14 protein-coding genes and 1 riboswitch are annotated in these 19,477 nt (G+C 60.3%); of the genes, 10 read left to right on the forward strand and 4 right to left on the reverse strand.

All coding sequences use genetic code 11. The features are described from left to right. Positions 1–52: 52 nt before the first annotated feature. The 6 genes from QM996_RS24225 to QM996_RS24250 all read left to right on the forward strand — a co-directional run bounded on the left by QM996_RS24225 (position 53) and on the right by QM996_RS24250 (position 8,779). Positions 53–2,305 (forward strand): glycosyltransferase family 2 protein, encoded by a 2,253-nt coding sequence (locus tag QM996_RS24225; protein WP_334198564.1) that lies wholly within the window; start codon positions 53–55, stop codon positions 2,303–2,305. Next, a complete protein-coding gene (locus tag QM996_RS24230; RefSeq protein ID WP_334198565.1) occupies positions 2,302–3,147 on the forward strand; it encodes a class I SAM-dependent methyltransferase in 846 nt (281 codons plus the stop codon). Before QM996_RS24225 ends, QM996_RS24230 begins: the two co-directional genes overlap by 4 nt. Further along, positions 3,144–4,406: a glycosyltransferase family 4 protein gene (locus QM996_RS24235; RefSeq protein WP_334198566.1), complete on the forward strand. Its 1,263-nt coding sequence runs from the start codon at positions 3,144–3,146 to the stop codon at positions 4,404–4,406. Before QM996_RS24230 ends, QM996_RS24235 begins: the two co-directional genes overlap by 4 nt. A 113-nt stretch (positions 4,407–4,519) precedes the next feature. Then, positions 4,520–5,251, forward strand: a complete 732-nt coding sequence (locus QM996_RS24240; RefSeq protein ID WP_334198567.1) for a hypothetical protein — start codon at positions 4,520–4,522, stop codon at positions 5,249–5,251. Positions 5,252–5,261: 10 nt separating this feature from the next. Beyond that, on the forward strand, positions 5,262–7,481 hold the full coding sequence (locus QM996_RS24245) for a hypothetical protein (RefSeq protein WP_334198568.1): 2,220 nt from the start codon (positions 5,262–5,264) through the stop codon (positions 7,479–7,481). Further along, complete coding sequence (locus QM996_RS24250; protein ID WP_334198569.1) at positions 7,478–8,779, forward strand: glycosyltransferase family 4 protein; 1,302 nt, start codon at positions 7,478–7,480, stop codon at positions 8,777–8,779. The genes QM996_RS24245 and QM996_RS24250 overlap by 4 nt, the downstream gene beginning before the upstream one ends. 155 nt (positions 8,780–8,934) lie before the next feature. On the opposite strand, the gene thiD is transcribed toward QM996_RS24250, so the two are convergent. Next, on the reverse strand, positions 8,935–9,744 hold the full coding sequence (gene thiD, locus QM996_RS24255) for a bifunctional hydroxymethylpyrimidine kinase/phosphomethylpyrimidine kinase (RefSeq protein WP_334198570.1): 810 nt from the start codon (positions 9,742–9,744) through the stop codon (positions 8,935–8,937). A 253-nt stretch (positions 9,745–9,997) separates the two neighbouring features. Continuing rightward, a riboswitch (TPP riboswitch) is annotated at positions 9,998–10,100 on the reverse strand. A gap of 411 nt (positions 10,101–10,511) precedes the next feature. Then, positions 10,512–11,711 carry an IS256 family transposase gene (locus tag QM996_RS24260; RefSeq protein WP_058328756.1) on the reverse strand — a complete coding sequence of 400 codons (1,200 nt, stop codon included), beginning with the start codon at positions 11,709–11,711 and terminating at the stop codon, positions 10,512–10,514. 749 nt (positions 11,712–12,460) lie between these two features. Here QM996_RS24260 and QM996_RS24265 point away from each other — a divergent pair. Beyond that, positions 12,461–13,888, forward strand: coding sequence for a mannose-1-phosphate guanylyltransferase/mannose-6-phosphate isomerase (locus QM996_RS24265; RefSeq protein WP_334198571.1), 1,428 nt, complete (start codon positions 12,461–12,463; stop codon positions 13,886–13,888). 697 nt (positions 13,889–14,585) lie between these two features. Here QM996_RS24265 and QM996_RS24270 read toward each other — a convergent pair. After that, on the reverse strand, positions 14,586–14,816 hold the full coding sequence (locus QM996_RS24270) for a hypothetical protein (RefSeq protein ID WP_334198572.1): 231 nt from the start codon (positions 14,814–14,816) through the stop codon (positions 14,586–14,588). Positions 14,817–14,972: 156 nt separating this feature from the next. On the opposite strand from QM996_RS24270, the gene tnpA reads away from it, so the two are divergent. From tnpA to QM996_RS24285, 3 genes are all read left to right on the forward strand, one after another. Next, positions 14,973–15,344 (forward strand): IS66-like element accessory protein TnpA, encoded by a 372-nt coding sequence (gene tnpA / locus QM996_RS24275; protein WP_291165244.1) that lies wholly within the window; start codon positions 14,973–14,975, stop codon positions 15,342–15,344. After that, positions 15,341–15,703 carry an IS66 family insertion sequence element accessory protein TnpB gene (gene tnpB / locus QM996_RS24280; protein ID WP_334198573.1) on the forward strand — a complete coding sequence of 121 codons (363 nt, stop codon included), beginning with the start codon at positions 15,341–15,343 and terminating at the stop codon, positions 15,701–15,703. Before tnpA ends, tnpB begins: the two co-directional genes overlap by 4 nt. A 154-nt stretch (positions 15,704–15,857) precedes the next feature. Further along, positions 15,858–16,595: an ABC transporter permease gene (locus tag QM996_RS24285; protein ID WP_500270496.1), complete on the forward strand. Its 738-nt coding sequence runs from the start codon at positions 15,858–15,860 to the stop codon at positions 16,593–16,595. Between the two features lie 543 nt (positions 16,596–17,138). Here the strand turns inward: QM996_RS24285 and QM996_RS24290 are convergent. Beyond that, the gene (locus QM996_RS24290; RefSeq protein ID WP_500270497.1) at positions 17,139–18,059 is read right to left on the reverse strand and encodes a class I SAM-dependent methyltransferase; all 921 of its coding nucleotides are present in this window, start codon (positions 18,057–18,059) and stop codon (positions 17,139–17,141) included. Positions 18,060–19,477 lie beyond the last annotated feature (1,418 nt).

Below are 19,477 nucleotides of genomic sequence, written 5' to 3' on the forward strand. Positions count from 1 at the left end.
CTGCTTCCTCCCGTGGGGCGCGCCCTCCCTTTTCGTCCTTCAGGAGTAGCGCGTGGCGGCAGACGACCGTATCAGGAGCCTCAGTGCGGAATTCTCGACGGCTGTAGCATTCAGGCTCAGCCTTGATGTTGCTGTGTTGATCTGGGACGCACCTGCAGAACTGCCGGCGAAAACGAAATACGCGCTCACTGCATCCCGGTCTCTCGTTCCCCTCGTCAGCATGACCCTTGCGCGCGCCGATGGCGGGCAACGTGTTTTCTGGGCACTGCGTGCGGGAAGCGAACGCGAACTTGCGGAAATCGCCGTCGGTCACGATGTGCTTCAGACCGTCGTCATCGAGCCGGCCGGCAGGCTTCCGTTCCTCGATATGGCAGCGCAGTTCGTCGACCTTATGCCGGAGGGGCGCTTCAAGTTTCTCAACACCCTGCTCACCGTCTGGAGGAGCGCGTTCCGGCTCTCCCGCGACGAGTTCTTTACCGGCCTTGTCGACGACGCGATCCACGCCCTGAACCTTGGACAGCGGCCTGCGGCGATAGCGTGCCGACTCGCCGATGGCCGATATCTGGCGGAAACGACCGTCAGCGCCGAATTCGGCGAGATCAGCGCGATTTATGCGCTGAGTGCGGACGCAGTCCTGCCGTTGCCGCAGCAGTTTGCCGTCACCGGCCGGGCGGAGCGCGGCTGGCGCCGCTGCCACTTCGTCATCGAAACGCCGCGTGCGCCGCAGGCGCTCTCCCTGATGATCATGGGCAAGCGCGGAATTGCGATCCGTGAGGTGACGGAACGCGGCGCACGCTGCCCAGGCCTCCAGGAGTGGTGGCCCGAACACGGAGCCGCCCCAGGGCTACGGGAGTTTGTCGTCAGGTGTCTCTCGGCAATGCCAGAAAGTGGAACGGCACTCGCCACCGACTTGCAGCTTCGTTCGCCCTTGCAGGCGCGCCAGGCCGGCAAGTCCCCGCTCCACCCCGGCGCAGAGATCGATCTGGCGCTTGCGCTTGCCGATGGGTTGCTGGTCGGCGGCTGGACGCGTGACCCGTCCGGCGTGCATGCCGGCATCGACTATCTCCAGGAAGATGGCACGGCGCTTCCGCTTGACGGCAACTGGTATGAATTCCCGGGCTGGGCCCGCGGAGCGGAGGAAGGCTCGAAGACCGATGTCACGGGCTTCGTCAGCTGGCTGCCGATGCGCGAGCCCCTCGGCGCCCTGCTTCAGCCCCGGTTCCAGATGCGGCTTGCTTCCGGCGCCGTCAAATCGCTGGTGCCGAAGCCGCAGCCCTTCGATCCTGTCACACAACGCAACCGCATCTTAAGGGCGGTTCCGCCGCAGCATGCCGTCGATGCGGCTTTCCGCACGATCCTTGCCCCCGCACTCAAGGACGTGGAGGAAAGATTGGGGAAGACGATCAGGGTCGATCAGACGAAGGACTTCGGTCCGATGCTGGAGGCACCCCTGGTCTCAATCGTCGTGCCACTCTACCGCGTTCTCGATTTCCTGCGTTTCCAGCTCTCTGGCCTCGCCACCGACCCCTTTGTCGCAGCCAATGCCGAGATCATCTATGTGCTGGATTCTCCCGAGATCCACGACGAAACGGAACATCTGCTCGGCGGCTTTCACCTGTTGCACGGGCTATCGATGAAGCTCGTGGTGATGAACCGCAACGGTGGCTATGCCCGTGCATGCAATGCCGGCGCACGTTATGCCCGCGGTTCCGTCGTCGTCATGCTCAACTCCGATGTCGTGCCTTGCGGACCGGGCTGGCTCGAGACGCTCACGCTCCCCGTTCTCAAACAGAAGTCGCTCGGCGCCATCGGCCCGAAGCTGCTTTTCGAGGACGGATCGCTGCAACATGCGGGTCTCTATTTCGGCCGCAACAAGCAGGGTATCTGGCTGAACCATCATTTCTACAAGGGCATGCCCGGCGCCTATGCGCCCGCGCAACAAGCGCGCAGCGTGCCCGGTGTCACCGGAGCCTGCCAAGTGATGCGCAGGGAGGTCTGGGAACGCGTCGGCGGCTACTCAGAGGACTTCGTGATCGGCGACTACGAAGACAGCGATCTCTGCCTCAAGATCCGGCAGGCCGGTTTTGACATCGTCTATGAGCCGGCCGCCTGTCTCTACCATCTCGAGCGGCGATCGATCAGCCGCAGCCAGGATTACACGCGCGGTGTGGCGAGCCAGTACAATGCCTGGCTGCACACCGAACGCTGGAATGACGACATCAGCGCGCTGATGCCAGCCTACCTCGGCGCCGAAGAGGCGGCAGCGTCGAGCGGAATCAAGTCTGCCGCCAGGAGCGCCGCATGAACCAACCCGCACTTCGCCACGCAGACAGCCTGCAAACAGCCTGGCAGCCGAACGAGGACCGCATCGACGGGATGCTTCAAACGGTTCTTGCCAATCGCTTCCTGCCGCAGCCCGACAGCAACAGCGTCTTCGTCGGAGACGGCAACTATCGGGCGGTTGGCGCGGAATTTCTCGGCCATTTCATTCGCATGGGCGGCTTGCAGCCGGAAAGCGCCGTACTCGACATCGGCAGCGGCATCGGCCGGATGGCGGTCCCGCTGACGCAGTATCTTGACCCCGATCGCGCCCGCTACGTCGGCGTGGATCCGGTGGAAGGCGGTGTCGCCTGGTGCCGCAAGTCCGTCACGCCGGTCTACTCGAACTTCACGTTCGAGCATGTGGACATTGCCCACGAACTCTATAATCCCATGGGCAAGATCAACGGCAAGGCGCTGAAGCTGCCCTATCCGGATCGCACGTTCGATTTCGCGATCATGACGTCGATCGTCACGCATCTGCCGCCGGACGAAGTGCTTGTCTATTTCAGCGAAATCAGCCGTATGCTGAAGCCCGGCGGCCGGCTCTTCGTGACGGCATTCGTGGTCGACCGGGTCGCCGCGAAGAATGAGAACGGCAGGCGGGATCCGCGCCTCGGCTTCAACCGTAGCGGCGACGGCCCCTGCTGGTTCGTTCCGGGCCTGCCGCCGCTCGCCGCCGTTGGTTTCGACGACGGATTTCTCGATCGGGCGCTCGAACGGGCGGGCTTTTCAACCATCCTGAAATCACTTGGCCATTGGCGCGGGCAGGATGCCGGTCACTACCAGGATGTCTTCGTTGCCGAACGCCGGGGTGCAATCGGATGAAGAAGCGCATTCTGGTCGCCGCGCACAATCATCCGGCACTCCATCCGGGCGGCACGGAGATTTTCGCGCACGACCTCTTCCGCGCCTATCAACGCGCCGGCCACGAGGTGCTGTTCCTCGGCGCCACCAACCAGACCCATCGGCAGGTGCGCCCAGGCACGAGCTTCCAGGCAATCGGCTCCGAGGGCGACGAGGTGCTGTTATGGTCCGGTCATTTCGACCGCTTCTTCATGAGCCAGATCGACCTCTATGGGGTTGTCCCCGATCTCACCGAACTTCTGCGTGATTTCCAGCCGGACGTGGTCCACGTCCACCACCTGCTGCTGCTCGGCGCCGAGTTTCCGCACATCGTGCGCCGGACCTTGCCCGAGTGCCGCATCGTCATGACGCTGCACGATTACTATCCGCTATGCCACCATGACGGCCTGATGGTGCGCACCACCGGCAAGGAGCTTTGCCACAAGTCGACGCCCGACCGCTGTCACGCCTGTTTCAAGGATATCCCGCTCGACCGCTTCGTGCTTCGCGAGCAGCATCTGAAAGCCTTGTTGCGCACCGTGGATCGCTTCGTATCGCCGAGCCATTTCCTGCGGCAGAGATTTATCGACTGGGGCCTCGACGGAGAGCAGATCGATGTCATCGCAAACGGCTTGCCGCGGCGAGACGTTCCGACACGGAAGGATCGACAGGAGAACGACCGCCCGATCTTCGGCTACTTCGGCAACCTCAATCCCTGGAAGGGGACCACCGTCCTGCTCGAGGCTGCGCGGCAACTGATCGACGAGGGGCTCCGCTTCGAGCTCAGGGTGCACGGCGGCGCACCGTTCCAGAGTGACGGCTTCAAGGACGAGATCGCCCGCCTTTTCAAGAAGACGGCGCCCACTGTGCAGCAGCGCGGCGCCTACAGGCGCGAGGATATTGCCGACCTCATCGCCGCTGTCGATTGCACGATCGTGCCTTCGATCTGGTGGGAGAATGCGCCGCTCGTGATCGGCGAAGCGCAATCCCAGCGCAAGCCGGTGATCGCGAGCAACATCGGCGGCATGGCCGAAATGGTTCAGGACGGTGTGAGCGGCCTGACCGTTACGCCCAACGACCCGCGCGCGCTCGCCGCAGCCGTGCGCCGCATGGCGGAGAACCCTGACCTCAGGCGCCGCCTCTCGGCGAACGCCCGCAAACCCGATGATATCGATGCCACGGCACGCCGCTATCTTGCGCTCATTGACGCGATTGAGCCGGCACGAACCGCCGCGGCATAGAGCGGTTCAAGTTGAGACGGAACAATAGAAAACAGCTCCATCTCTTTGTTTATACGCATTTCCGGACGCAAAACCGCTACGCACTTTTGCTGGCAATGCTTTAGGGGAAGACCATGTCTGTAGCAGCCGACAAACCGGATGTCGCACCGGAACAAAACAATGCCAAGCCCCTGAAGGGCCGTGTGGACGCGATCGACCAGGGCCGCGTTTTCGGCTGGGCCTTCGATCCCGAGACGCCCGAAAAAAGGCTTGCCATTCGCGTGCTCCTGGACGGCAAGGTGATTGCAGAGGCGCTCGCCGACCGCAACCGGCCCGATCTCAAGCGGAACGGGATCGGCGATGGCAACCACGCCTTCGAGATCGCTCTGCCCGAATTGGCAAGTGCACGCGCCGGTGAACTGATCGTCATGGCTTCGACGGACAAGGGCGGCGAACTGCCGCTTCGCGTTCCAAAGCCCGACGAACAGGCGGCCGAGGCATTGATTGCCGCTCCGCTCGCCAAGGTCCTCGACAAGCTCGATGTGCTGATGGCGGCACAACGTCAACTCCAGGTCTCTCAGCGCTCGGCCATCCGGCAGAAGCTCGACGATGGCGATGAAGGCGAAGCTGCGGGGCTCACCGCAGTCGGCGAAGATATCGCAAGCCTCCGCTCGGAAATCACCCAGCGATTGACCGATCTCGACGTGCATCTGATGCGTCTTGATGGGGTCGTCGCCGGCATGGAAAAGAGCCTCAATGCCTTGAAGCAACGTTCGAACGGCGACTTGAAGCCGGCATTCCTGCTGCTCTTCGTGCTTGCGGGCTTTACCGCAGGTGCGATCCTGACGCTTCTCCTACGGACTTAAGGGGCGCCTCATGCCCAATTCAGAGCTTTCCCTTTCACCGACCCCTGCACCGCTTGCCCGTATCATGCGCAGCGGACGGGTCGTGGTGTGCCCGATAGATGATACGCTGTTGCTGGTGATCGGCGCCGGTGGCCCATTGGCAGATCAGTTGCCGGTGGAGATCGACGAAGACACGAAGATCCAGGCGATCGCCTCCATCATCGGCTGGCGGCTTGCCGCATCGCAAGGATCCGCCACCCATGGATTCGCGGCGCTTATCCCAGTCGATCGCGAAAGCAGCATGCCGACAGCGCTGCGTTTCGGAAAGGATGGCGGCGGCAAACGCTACATCGTTGCGCCGCGCGCCGTGTCGACCGGAGATGTCGCAGCGATGCTGAAGGAGCTCGCCGGCCCGCAGGTCGTCCATGTCCTTGGCCGCCTGGTGGACGTGTTGATGAAGCCACCGCTCGATCCGACGAAGCTCGCGGCAATCACAACCCTGCTCAAGGCGGGAACCGCAAGAGACGGCTATATCGAACTGCTCGGCGAAAGCCACGACGATGCGATCGCGCTCAAGGGCTGGGCGCATGACATGGCCGCCGGCGTGTGCCGCGCCATCATCAGGGGCGAGAATACCTCAGTCGCCGATTGCAACATTGCGGTTTTCCCACGCAACGACGCACCGGAAGACGCCGTCGGCTTTCTGGGCCTGCTGTCGGCGGACGATCTGCCGCGAGCCCGCGATATCCAAGGGATATTCTATCGCGGCCGCAGCGCCTGGCGCTACCTGGCCGTTCACGAGCGCAAGTTCGTTGCCGGGCCGCTTGAAACGCCGGGACATATTCGCGCGATGCTGCTTCAAAGCCAAAGCGCGCCGCAGGTGCTGTTGCGCCTGCGCGACGCGGCCAACGGCTTCGACGGCACGGAAACGATCTCAAGCCTTCCCCTTCCCGTTCGGCTCGGCGTCGACGCGCTCTACCAGGGCGACGAAGGCATCTTCCTGATCTCAGGCTGGATGCTTGACCCTGACGATCATGTGCAAAGCGTTCGGCTGCGCCGCGGGCGCGCCGAGGCGCGTCTTGATGGAAGATGGACGCGCGCCGAACGGCCGGACGTCGAAGATGCCTTCGCGGACCGACCCGAATTCAAGGGCGCAATATCCGGACATCGTCGCTCGCACGGCTTCATCGCTTTCGCGGGTGGCCTCGTCGGCGATGCGGCGGCCCCGCTTTACCTCGAAGTGACGCTTCGCGATGCCCGCCGCGCCTATATGCCGCTTCACCCGACACGGCTATCGGCAAGACATGCGGCGCTGCGGCTGCTGAACGCCATCGACCCGACCAGTTGGGCCTTGCCTGATATCGTCGATCGGCAGATCGTCCCGTTCCTCGGCGCTGCGGGCGCGAACGCACCAACGATCGAAACCGTCATCGATGTAGGCCGTTACGGTGAGGCCGTGGGAGCGGCAATCCTTGTCGCCGTGGGAGATGCCGAGGAGGATTTTGCCCCGCTGTTGGGACTTCTGGCGCTCGATCCGCATACGCGGCAGGCGCCGATCGTGCTCGTCCTGCCATCAGAACAATATCGCCGGCGCGCCGCCCGGATCCGCCAGCTTGCGGAATTTTATCGCCTGCCGCTGCGCCTGGTGTCCGTTGAAGGCTCAGGCGATGCCAGCGACTTGGCTCGGGCTGCGGCGCAGGCGATAGACAACGAGACCGTCATCCTGCTTTCAGCGTCGCTTACGCCCGCCAATCCGGCTTGGTATCAGACACTTGTTGCCAACTACGCGACAAAGAGCGGAAGCATCATATCGCCGACGCTTGCTTATGAAGATCACTCGATCCGCTGGGCAGGCAGCACCTCGCTCGACCGTGCGGATCATCTTCAGTCGAGCCGCTATGCCGGTTATCCGGTCGGCGCCGTGAACCGCCTGAAGCTGACGCGGGTTCAGACCGCCTCGCTTGAATGCTGCATCATGCCGCGCGCAGCACTTCTCGATGATACTGGTGTTTCGCCCACCTATCTCGGCGCGTCTCTCAAGGGGCTGGATCTTGCCTTGGGGCTGAGCCGCAGGGGCTACGAATCCTATTGGCTGCCCGCCTTGCAAATGCTCGGGTCGGATGAGGCAACCGGTGCCGTTTCGGCAGTCACGGCGAGGTACATCGAACGTGTCGATCAGACGCTTTTCCGCGGTCGCTGGATGCAGACAGTGGAAACAGAAGGAACGGCCCACAACGAGGTTTCAGCATGAGTGACAAACTCCGCGTGCTGGTCGTTTCGCACGGCCACCCGACCCATTCGCTCGGTGGCGCCGAGATCGCCTCCCATGGACTGCACAAGGCCTTGAACGGCCTGCCGGGTATCGAATCGATCTACCTCGCCCGCATCGGCAATCCCGTGCCGCGCCACGGCGCGTCGGCGCTGATGAGCCTTCGCCTGGCGATGGACGAGGTGCTCTACCATGCCGAGGACTTTGATCATTTCTTCCTGTCCAATGGAGATACCGACGCAATCCGCCGAGACCTCTTGCGCTTCGTGGGAGACATCAAGCCGGATGTCGTCCACTTCCACCATGTCATGGGCTTTGGGCTGGAAGCGCTCTATGCGGTGCGTGACGCTCTGCCGAAAGCGCGCATCGTCGTCACCTTCCACGAGTACCTGCCGATCTGTCACAACCACGGACAAATGGTAAAGCGACCCTCGGCTCAACTTTGCAATGGCGCCTCACCGATCAGTTGCCACACGTGCTTCCCCGAAATCCCGGTGTCGCGCTTCGTCCGCCGCGAGCAATTCATCCGGGGCATGCTGAACCTTGCCGACGCCTTCATCGCCCCGAGTGCCTTTCTTGCCAATCGCTATGTCGAGTGGGGCATCGCCGCCGAGAAGATCTTCGTGATCGAAAACGGCATCATCATGGGTGAAAAGACGCCCGCCCGCGAACTGCCAGCGCCGACGGCACGACGCAACCGATTTGCCTATTTCGGGCAGATGACCCCCTTCAAGGGCGTGCATGTGCTGATCGACGCGGTGTCACGCATACCGGAGGAGATCTGGGGTGACGATTCGACGCTGATGATTTTCGGCGGCAACCTCGAGCGCCAGCCGACCGACTATCAGGAGCGCGTCGCGAAACTGATCGAGGACGCCGGCCGCCGCGTCCGTTTCTATGGTGCCTATCAAAACCAGGACATGCCGCGGCTGATGCGTTCGGTCGACTGGGTGGTGATGCCCTCGGTCTGGTGGGAGAATTCTCCGGTCGTCATTCAGGAAGCACTGCACCATGGCCGACCGATCCTGTGTTCGGATATCGGCGGCATGGCCGAGAAGGTTCGCGACCGCCTGGACGGCTACCATTTCCGCGCCGGCAGCGCACAAGACCTCGCCGATCGGATGATAGACGTGCTGAGCACGCCGCGATCCTGGGACAACCTTCGGGCAACCCTTAGACGCCCGATGAGCCATGTCGATTGCGGCCGCGAACATGTCGCGCTCTATCGGAAACTGCTCAAGACGGAGCAGCCGGCTCACGCCAGCGCCGCGGTAGCCTGAACCGAAACGCGCGCGCCGCCCCCGTCGCGCGTCCGCATCCCGCAAGCGACGAACTTCCCGCCTCGAAGGGTCATTCCATCGCTTAACCGCAATGGAACGACCTGATTTTCTTAAGCCGAACTTGAACGGGGAAACCTGCACGCTCCCGAATGAGATTAATCGTCGCTCGGACCCCACCACTGATGGAAGTGATGCACCGGCCCCCGCCCCTGCCCGATCGTCAAGTTCGCTCCGGCAACAAGCGCCTCATGCAGATAAGTCTTGGCGGTCACAACCGCGTCCTCAAGCGTCTGCCGACGGGCAAGACCAGCGGCGATTGCGGCTGACAACGTGCAGCCGGTGCCATGATCGTTCCTCGTCTCGACCCGCGGGCCTGACAGGCGCAACGACGTATCCCCGCTAAAGAGGATATCCACCGCTTCGTCGCCCTTCGCATGCCCACCTTTCATCAGCACAGCGCGCGCACCGAGGTTCAGCAGCAGCTCCGCCTGGCGCGCCAGCTCCGTCTCGTTCTCGGCAATCGCGCGCGCCGTCAACAATGCCGCTTCGGGCAGGTTCGGCGTCACGATGAGGCCAAGCGGCAACAACTCCTCCTTGAGCGTCGCAATTGCGTCCTGGCGCAACAAGACGTCACCGGACGTGGCGACCATCACCGGATCGATGACTGCCATATGCCCATGTTGCTTCAAGCCGGACGCGATCGCCGCAATCGTCTCCTGGCAGGACACCATGCCGATTTTCACCGCGCCAACGGCGAGGTCCGAAAACACGGCATCGATCTGAGCTGTGACGACGGCCGGAGAGATACCCTCGACCGCCCTGACGCCGCGGGTGTTCTGCGCCGTAACGGCTGTAATCACGCTGGCACCGTAGACCCCCAGCGCCGAAAACGTCTTCAGATCTGCCTGGACGCCGGCGCCACCGCCGGAGTCCGAGCCTGCGATAGTGAGGGCAATGGCGGTCATGCCTGGCTCCACTGAAATGCCGCACCGCGTCCAAAAATGGCGACTGCGCTTTCAAGCAACTGGTTCAAGCACACACGGACTGTGGAGGGGCTTCCAGGCAACCTGGAGGAATCCCGCAAATTGAGCCCTTGGATCAATCGCCCCGCCCCCAGGAGTTCTTCGTCCCCACTTTTTGAATGGTGTATCGGCACCAACGATCCCCCAAAATCAAAATGACGGAGATCCAGATGATAGGCGGAGACGCGCGAGTGCCAGAGAGGCCCCTTGCCGTTCCTACGCCGGTATGATCCGGATCAGGTTCAAGGGTCTGGCTCGCCGCCATCTCAGCACCGTCAGGTGCGCCCCTCGGCATTAACGAATGCTATGGGAGCATAAGAGGGAATGTCAATCGCCCGAGTTCGCATTGCAAAGACGTCGGCTCGATGCAGAAGTTAGAAGGGGGGCCGAGGCTAGGACACGAAAAAGGCCCCTTTTGCCTCAGGAGCGCAAGGAGCCTTCTGTCTGAGCGTTCGACTTCACAGACGGTCGGAGTTTACTTTTCCCGTCGGGCAACACAAGCGACAATCGAGTGGCTGCCGTCAAGATCTGTGCGCACGCTAAGTATTTGGGGCCGTCTCTATGACGTCTTGCACCGACGGCAGGGGTTCGAAAATCGCTCTTTTAGGAGGCTTTGCTGCCATCGTTTGGGTCGGCCCCGGATCGTGTCCACGTAGGTGGTGTAGCTGGCGGCTGATTGCCGTGCTTTCCGCCCCAGGTCGGAGCGATTATCAGCGGGCCACAGCGGGCAAGCTGATTTGGGGATCATCGCTCATTTGAGCCATGGTCTCAAGGGTCAGGTATCTGCCTCGCTGGACGGTCCACTCATCGTTCGCCTCCATGAGCAATGCGCCGACGAGACGGACTATGGCTTCATCGTTGGGAAAGATGCCGACGACCTCGGTGCGGCGTTTGATTTCGCCGTTGAGACGCTCAATCGGATTCGTCGAGTGCAACTTCGCCCGGTGCTCTTTCGGAAAGGTCATGTAGGCGAGCACATCGTCTTCAGCGTCATCCATGATCATGGCGAGCTTCGGCACTTTTGGTCTGATCTGGTCGGCGACGCTGCGCCATTGAGCGCTGGCCGCCTCCGGCGTCTCCTGGGCAAAGGCTGTAGCGATGAAGGCGGAAACAACTCGCCTCCCGCTCTTTCCGGCATGTGCCAGCGCATTCCTCATGAAGTGAACGCGGCACCGCTGCCATGTGGCGTTGAGAACCTTGGAAACGGCAGCTTTGATGCCCTCATGCGCATCGGAGACAACCAGCTTCACCCCGCGTAGACCTCGCCGTGTCAGCCGACGCAAAAACTCCGTCCAGATTGGCTCAGCTTCCGATGTGCCGACTTCCATACCCAGGACTTCGCGCCGACCGTCGCTGTTGACCCCGACCGCAATGATGACGGCGACCGAGACGATCCGGCCGCCACGCCGGACCTTGAGGTAGGTCGCATCGACCCAAACATAGGGCCATTCGCCTTCAATGGGGCGGTCAAGGAACGCCTTCACCTTGACGTCGATCTCCTCGCACAGCCGCGACACCTGGCTTTTGGAGATGCCGCTCATCCCCATCGCTTTGACCAGATCATCGACCGACCGCGTCGATATTCCTTGGATATACGCCTCCTGGATAACAGCCGTCAGAGCCTTCTCTGCCATGCGGCGCGGTTCGAGGAAGGTCGGAAAGTAGCTGCCCTTGCGCAGCTTCGGAATGCGAAGCTCGACCGTGCCAGCTCGCGTCTCCCAATCGCGGTCACGGTAGCCGTTGCGCTGTGCAAGCCGCATCGGGTTCTTCTCCCCGAACCCTGCACCCGTAACTGAGCCGACCTCCAGCTCCATCAGCCGTTCAGCGGCAAAGCCGATCATCTCGCGCAACAAATCGGCATCAGCGCTCTTCTCAACGAGCGAGCGCACGTTCATCATGTCAGTGGTCATCAGTGATCTTTCCGTCAGGTTGTGTCTTGAACAACCCGACCCTAGCGGAAAACACTGATGGCCGCCCGCACAGCCCCTCACTCGCTACAGCGCCATTTGGGGGCGCGCTCGCGAGCGGCTGTGCTACCGCCGAACTACACCACTCGGTGGGACACGATCCGGCCCCGAGTACGCAAGGCTGCAATGAGGCGTTTGAAGCCGAGGACAGAATGGCTTCTCACGGGCGGAATTGAAAACAAGCACGTAATTTTCGCTTGACGTATCCTTACGCCGTTAGTTAACGCAGAGTTGCGTTTAGCTGCAACTTTGCGTCACGGATGTATTTAATGTTTAAGTTTCCGCTTGATCTATCCGATCTAATCGGCTCGGAACTGAGCCCGACGGAGCAGCGCCTCTTCTCTACGCAACTATTGATCTTGAGCAGAATTGATCCTGAACATGCGCAGTACTACCTGCGACTGCACTCGATTGTTGAAACAAGAGGCCAAATCTCACTGTTTGACGAAGAGCATCTGTTGCCGCCTGCAGTCTCCGAGCACGCCTCTAACAGATCCCGACAGGATTCGCCGGTTCGCCCTCACCTCGAAACCCCAACGTGGGCGAAAGGGCTGCACCTAAACAAGGTTCTGATCCGAACCGACGGATACACAGTTTACGTAGTTGAGGATACGGAGATAAAGCTGACGGATGCCGGGAAACAGCAACCTAACGTACTTCAACGAAAGGCTTTATAAGGAAGAGGCGCCGGTATGACGTCAAAGATTGTTCCGGTGATCATGGCCGGCGGACGCGGCACCCGTCTGTGGCCGCTCTCGCGCGCCGCCGCGCCGAAGCAATTCTTGCAGATTCTCTCCGATCGCTCGCTGTTTCAGCAGACGCTGGAGCGTGTTCGCGACGCCAGCCAGTTCGAGCCGGCCATCATCGTCACCAACAGCGACTTTCGCTTCATCGTCGCGGAGCAGGCCCGGGCGATCGACGTTCCCCTGGGCGACATCCTGCTTGAACCGATGGCCCGCAACACTGCGCCGGCGCTGGCTGCTGCGGCCTTCCAGGTTCTCGCCCGCTACGGCAAGGGCGCGATCATCCAGGTCCTTGCCTCCGACCACGAGATCGATGCCGGCAAGGTCTACGGGGATTGCATCCTCAGGGCGCAGCAGGCCGCAAGTCACGGCGAGTTGGTGACCTTCGGCATCACACCGACGGAACCCGCGACCGGCTACGGCTATATCGAGTGCGGCGAGGAGTTGACGGCGGGCACGAACCGTGTGGCGCGTTTCGTCGAGAAGCCGGACCGTGCGAAAGCCGAAGCGATGCTCGAGACTGGGCGCTACCTCTGGAACTCCGGCATGTTCATGCTGCCGGTAAATCCCTTTCTTGACGAAATGAAGCGGCACGCGCCGCCGGTCTGGGAAGCAGCGAAGCTCGCGCTGGAAGGGGCACAGAAGGACCTCGATTTCACGCGCCTGGATGCCGCGAGCTTCTCGACTGCACCTGAAATTTCCGTCGATCATGCGGTGTTTGAAAAGACCGCGCGGGCAGCCGTGGTACCGTCTTCCTTCCTCTGGTCCGATCTCGGTAGCTGGGACGCCGTCTGGAAGACGGGAGAAAAGGATGGTGACGGCAATGTCGTCACCGACAGGGCGACGGTGTCGAACACGCGCAATTCGCTGATCCTGTCGCGCGACATCCACCTTGCCGTTCAGGGGCTGGACGATGTCGCCGTCATTGCCGGCGAGGATGCCGTCTATGTCGGACGGCTGGCCGACAGCCAGAGCGTCGGCTCCATCGTCAAGACACTGGCGAAGTCGCCGCAGACGGCGGTCCTGACCGCGGTTCACCCGACCTCCTATCGCCCCTGGGGCGCGGTCGCCGCGATTTCGGACGGAGAACGGTTTGCCGTCAAACGCCTGCGCGTGAATCCCGGCAAGAAGATCTCGCTGCAGAAGCATCATCATCGGGCGGAACATTGGATCGTTGTGCGCGGCACGGCGGAAATCACGATGGCCGGAGAAACGCGCATGCTGCACGAGAACGAGTCGGCCTACATTCCGCCGGGGATTGTGCACCGGCTCTACAACCCGGGCAAGATCCCGCTGGAACTGATCGAAGTGCGTACCGGCTCCTATCTCGGCGAAGACGACATCATCCGCATCGAGGACGATTTCGGCCGAAGATAAGGCCAGCAATGCTGTTGCTGCCCAAATATCACACTACCCGCAGCCACAAGCAACCCCATTAGAGAGCACGTTTCCAACAACACCTATCTTTCCAGTTACCACAACGCGTTCAGCTAGCGTTGTCATCACGGCATTTGTGGAATGGGTCCCCTCACGTAGCCTCATCGCATCCACCGGGTGGGCGTATTCACTTTCATGTATTCACTTTCGCTGCCCAGTACGAAGCTTAACTACTTGACTCTGCGGCAGAAGAAATAAGCGGATGGATTAGGCTGGAGTTTTCAAACCCGATGTGCTTCTAAATTGCCCCATGGATATCCCTTGGCACTACATCCAGGAGAACTTTGATTGGGTCGGACACATTATAGAAGCGATCTGTATATCGGTCGTTGTCGCTGTGCTTGGCTTTAAGCTCTTTGGCAGGCGAGACGCATTGATAATTGGGTTCGCCTTCGCGTCGGGACATTTTCACGGGCGTGAAAAGCGTGACTACGAGATTAGCGTGCAAATGCCGCCACCCCATATCGAGGCCTACAAGTTTTGGCTGTGGAACTGGGATCAAACCACAGATTTTTGGCCCGTGGCAATCCTAGTATTGGTGTTGTTGCTATTCATCGCTCGTAAGAAAAGCCCCTCCGCCTAGTTCCAAGTGAAGAGCTGCGGTATCTGAACGTTCGATTTCAATTGCGGGATTCGGTTAGTTGCCCATATCCGCGGCGCGATGTGCAGCAGTGACACCCGTGTTTGCCACCTGCAGCGGCTTGCCAATGATGCCAAGGAACTTTGAGATATCCGCCGTCGGGTGGCGGGAGATATAGATGATGTCCCGGTTATTCACTGAGAACGTCTGTCCCGCCAAGAGACTGTCCGGACGGCTCATGTCGAAGCGATAGACGAGCGGCACGCGACCGTATTTATCTGGGCGCATCCCCTTCCGTAGCATCTCGTCATATCGTGATCTGCCCAAAAGTGCTGCCGCAATCTCAGGCTCCTCATAGTACGCATCCGAGGTGGAACCGCCTTGTAGGAATTGTCGGATTTGGCAACGACTGTCCTTATTGACGTCAATGAGGACAGTGCGGCTATGGATCGAGTTGAGATTGTCGATACGGGTCGGCGTCGTCGTTTTAGCAAAGAGATGAAGCTCCAGATTGTCGCGGAGAGTTATTCGGAACCTGGCTTGTGTGCGACGACGGCGCGGCGACATGGAATATCGCGTTCGCAGTTATATGAATGGCGCCGGCTCGCGCGCGCGTGGCAACTGGATGCTGCGTCGCCTGTCGGCGGCTTTGTCCCGGCGCTGCTTGCTCCAGAGGTAAAGCCGGCAGCAGGGTCGTTGCCGACCGCCGGCCGTATGGAGGTTGTCAGCGCCAATGGTCGCCGTGTGATCGTAGACCGCGATGTCGACGTTGAAGCGCTGCTTCGGGTCTTGCGTGGACTGGAGGCGCTGCGATGAATCCGTTTCCGATGGGAACAGGGGTCAAGGTTTGGCTTTCGACGGGCTATACGGACATGCGCTGTGGCTTTCCCTCCCTGGCGCTTCGGGTGCAGGAGGTTCTGCAGCATGATCCGTTGTCAGGGCATCTCTTCGTCTTCAGGGGGCGCAGATCGGATATTTTGAAGATCATCTGGCATGATGGTCTGGGCGCCTGCCTTTTTACCCGGCGACTGGAGAAGGGCCGGTTTATCTGGCCGAATATGGAGGGCGGTGCGGTCGCGATCTCACCGGCGCAATTGTCGTATTTGTTGTCCGGGATCGACTGGCGCAATCCGCAGGAAACCTGGCAGAAAGCGTGCCGCATCGCTTCACCATAAGGTCTGACTTAGCCCGCACAAGCTTGATCCTTGTTGTTGAGCGCGGTGGTGTGGTAAGCCGCAGGCGCCAAGTCTGCGAAGGTTATGCGGTTACATGTCGAGAAAACGCCCGGACGGATCACTCAAGTCCGCCCTTATTCAAAAGAAGAACGTGATGACGGCAGTGATTCTGCGCGACATGCGGACGCGGTTCTTCAACCATGGGCTAGGGTTTCTCGTCGTCCCCTTGTGGCCGCTCGTCCACATGCTAGTGCTACTTGGCATCTCCCATGCACTAGGCCGCCGTGTCCCTTATGGTGAGAGCACCAACGTTTTTTTTGGCTCTGGATTGGTCCCGACGCTGGCATTCATGTATGTCTCGCGGTTCATGACGCTGTCGGTCGCCCTCAACCGACCGATGCTTGCATTCCCCGCGGTAAAGCCGATCGATATTTTGAACGCTCGCGCGGTACTGGAGATCGTGGCCGCATGGTTCACGCTAATCTTCATCATCATTTTTTTGCTGGTTGTCGGTGACGACCCTACCCCCGTCGATATAAACGAAGCCGTTGCAGCCTACTTATCTGTTTTGTTCCTCGCCTTCAGCGTGGGAACACTGGCTGGCGCAATCACGTCAATCTTCCCGCTCTTTACGACAGTCTATGCCCTGTTCATGATAATCGTTTATGCGTCCTCAGGAACGATGTTCGTGCCGGCAAACCTGCCAGAGGCGATCAGAACGCCCTTGAGCTATAGCCCCGTTGTTCAATGCGTTGAATGGATGAGATCGGCATATTTCCCGACTTACGACACAAGCCTACTCAGCAAGGAATATATCTGGGGCTTTTCATTGAGCTGCCTTCTCGCGGGCCTTGCACTTGAGAGAGTATTCCGTCGCAAAATTCTGGAATAATGACGGTCAGGCCGAACGTCGATCGACTGCACCCACAGACTTTAGCCCGTGGCCATGTGGTCTTCAGGATGTTGCTATTCATTGCACACGAAGAAAAGCCGTAGGCGCTCGGGGATGAGGGATGAGGCTGGCGCCCGCAGGATTGGCCTTGGCGTTCATCGCGTCAGCCTGAATCGTGTAGTTCGATGAGATCCCAGCGTCCTTTAGCAGCGTTCTGATAGATCGCGTGGCGTTCAAAGTGCACCTCCAAACCGTGGCCTGCGTCGTCAACGGCGAGGCCGCGACGCCTGATGATCTCGCAGCGCTTCTCGTCCGGCCCTGCGAGACAGAGGCGCATGCGGCCCACGATCGTATCATATGATACCGAGTGGAGCCGGCACGAACCGCAGGTATGCTCGAAGAGACCTCGAAACAGACCTATCAGAGAAGGCCGATGGCTTGGTCATTGACGGTTCTCGACACTGAGGACAACGAAGAAAGCGCACGTCCTGTGCTGGAGAGCGCCCAGACGGCACAACAGCACGCCTGGGCGAGTTGTTTGCCTTATGCGGCCGGTACGGTCACGAGCTTTAGAAGCTCGAAATTCCGGTTCGCACGAAGCTCCGAGGCGTTGACGTCGGACAGGTTTTCGCCAAGCGGGATCAGCAAAAGCTGATCGGGGATTGCGCCGTCTACCCACGCGACCTCTTCAGAACCGCGGAACAGGACAGGGCCGCGGCGATCAAGGAACTTCTCTGACTTGAGCATAGCGTAGGTTGTCGGGGCTGACAGTTCGATCTTCTTGTAAACTGCGGTGTCCTGCGCGCCGAGAATGTCGTTCGACTGGACGTGGTACTTACGCTCAAAACCAGGCGAGACAATATCGAGCGATCCGATCGTTTGGGCGATGCCGTAGGCGTTCGAACCCTCTTGGTGGTTTCCTGCCTCGACAATCGGCTGATCGTTGATCGCGCGGATAATCGTGGATTCCCTGCCGTAGTAGTTGCGGAAGTGATAGGTGCCGGCGAACGTCAGCAGCATGTGACCACCCGGCCGGAGGATGCGGCGCAGTTCCTTGATCCAGTAGAACTGTAGATCAAGGCTCAAATGCGTGATCACCGAACCCGCATAGATGAAATCGAAGGAGTTGGATTCGTAAGGAAGTACCGGCTCGATATCGCAAAGGATGAACCGGTCAGTCGAAATGTTTTCTTTGCACCATGCGAGCGCAACCGGATCGATATCGCAGCCGTGGGCGTCATAACCGTGAGCGAGAGCGTGTCGGATCATCCGACCGCAGCCGCAGCCCCATTCCAACACACGCCCGTGCATCGGGGCTCCGGCATATTCGAATGCCGCTCTGATCTTTTCGAACGACTGAGCGCCGCGAGCTAGAAAACGCTCATCGTCTGCCCAGGCAACGGACAGGCGCATGAGGTTGGCAGGTGGAAGTGGAAAAAGCTCAGAAGTATTTCCTGCGTACATAGGTGGCCTCATCAATTGGCTGCGACAACGCTTTTGAGTTGAAGTCGCTTAGCACACAGCTATCGCTATCAACAAGGCTGTGTTGCGCCGGTCGTCGAAGCGTCAAGCCAATGATTGCGCGCCCAAACGAGATTGCCACCCTCCACCCTTATCCCGAGCTTGTGCCGGAGTTCGGCGGTGCTTACGTAGCTACACCCATATGCAATGCATGCCGCGAGCCCCCTTGCACCAGCAGTGTCGGGCCTAGCATGCCCTTGCGCATACTGTAATGACCGCTTGCGATCCACACCCGCACGCCAGAACTGATCGGGATCGTTTGAGCGCTCGCATCGCGCTGCTGCGCCAATCCTCACCTTCACGCCACTCGGGAAGTCCATGCGCATGGCCGGCTCGGCCGCATCACCATTGTTCTGAACGTCAACGAGTTGGCCGGGACGAACGCCGGTCCGGCTTCCTGCGCCGAAGCTTGCGCTCGCCAAGTATATATACCAGCCCAGTCGCAACATCGAAGCGGCGTGCGACTTCGCAAACCACCGCACCCGCCGCGAAAGCCTCGGCCAGTATCTAGGCGCGATCTTCCAACGACCATCGCCGACGCCGCTCCGGCCCCGTCAGCAAAACTGCATGTCCCATGCTCAATGCACTCTTAAGTCCGCTCTTAAGAGTGCAGACTCACGCGAGGCGCGGAACTTCGCAAAGCGGTTCACGCCGAAGTGTTACCTTAAACCGTGCAGGCGATGAGCTGTTACGCGAGACCGTTGCCGCATACGTGGCTAACGACCGCAGCCACAGAAGATGTTGTCTGGATGACGACCAAGGCTGACTTTGGAACGCCGTCGCGGACAGCGCCGACACCGTTGCCTCAAGTTTAATAATGCACCGGGTGTTCAGAGCTTTACGTCCTCGAAGCCCGTTAGGCTCGAACTGCTGCGAGCGACACCGCACGCCTGACAGTTTCCGCCTCCCCAAAGAACCATCGAGCAAACGCCTCCTCATCGCAAATCATGCGCGCAAGGTCGCGAAGTTCTCTTTCAGCCTGTTTCCTATCGACCGACCGAACAATTCGTTCTTTCTTCCTCGGTGCCACCGAAGAAATGCCGACCAAGGATGCGCGTTACCTGCGCGACGCCTTCTGGCGCAACACGTGGCAGGTCTCTTCGAAGTGGCCGTACTTGACCTGAACGCCCCTTGAACACCTCTTGTGACGGGAAGTAGGCGCTATATTCGTATCCTCTTCCCAGCACCAGAGCCACCACCCGAAGCAGCGCCTTGCAATAGGTCACGAGTACGTGCTTGTCCTAATAAGTGGCAGCCAGCGGACCGTTGGATTACGCGGAACGCTGGGATTAAAGACGCGGGTCTTGGTGACAAAGGACCGCAATCAGTTCGTCCAGGTCGCAGTTGTCGGAGCCCGCGAT

The organism is Sinorhizobium chiapasense, from assembly GCF_045277575.1.
GTDB lineage: Bacteria > Pseudomonadota > Alphaproteobacteria > Rhizobiales > Rhizobiaceae > Ensifer > Ensifer chiapasense_A.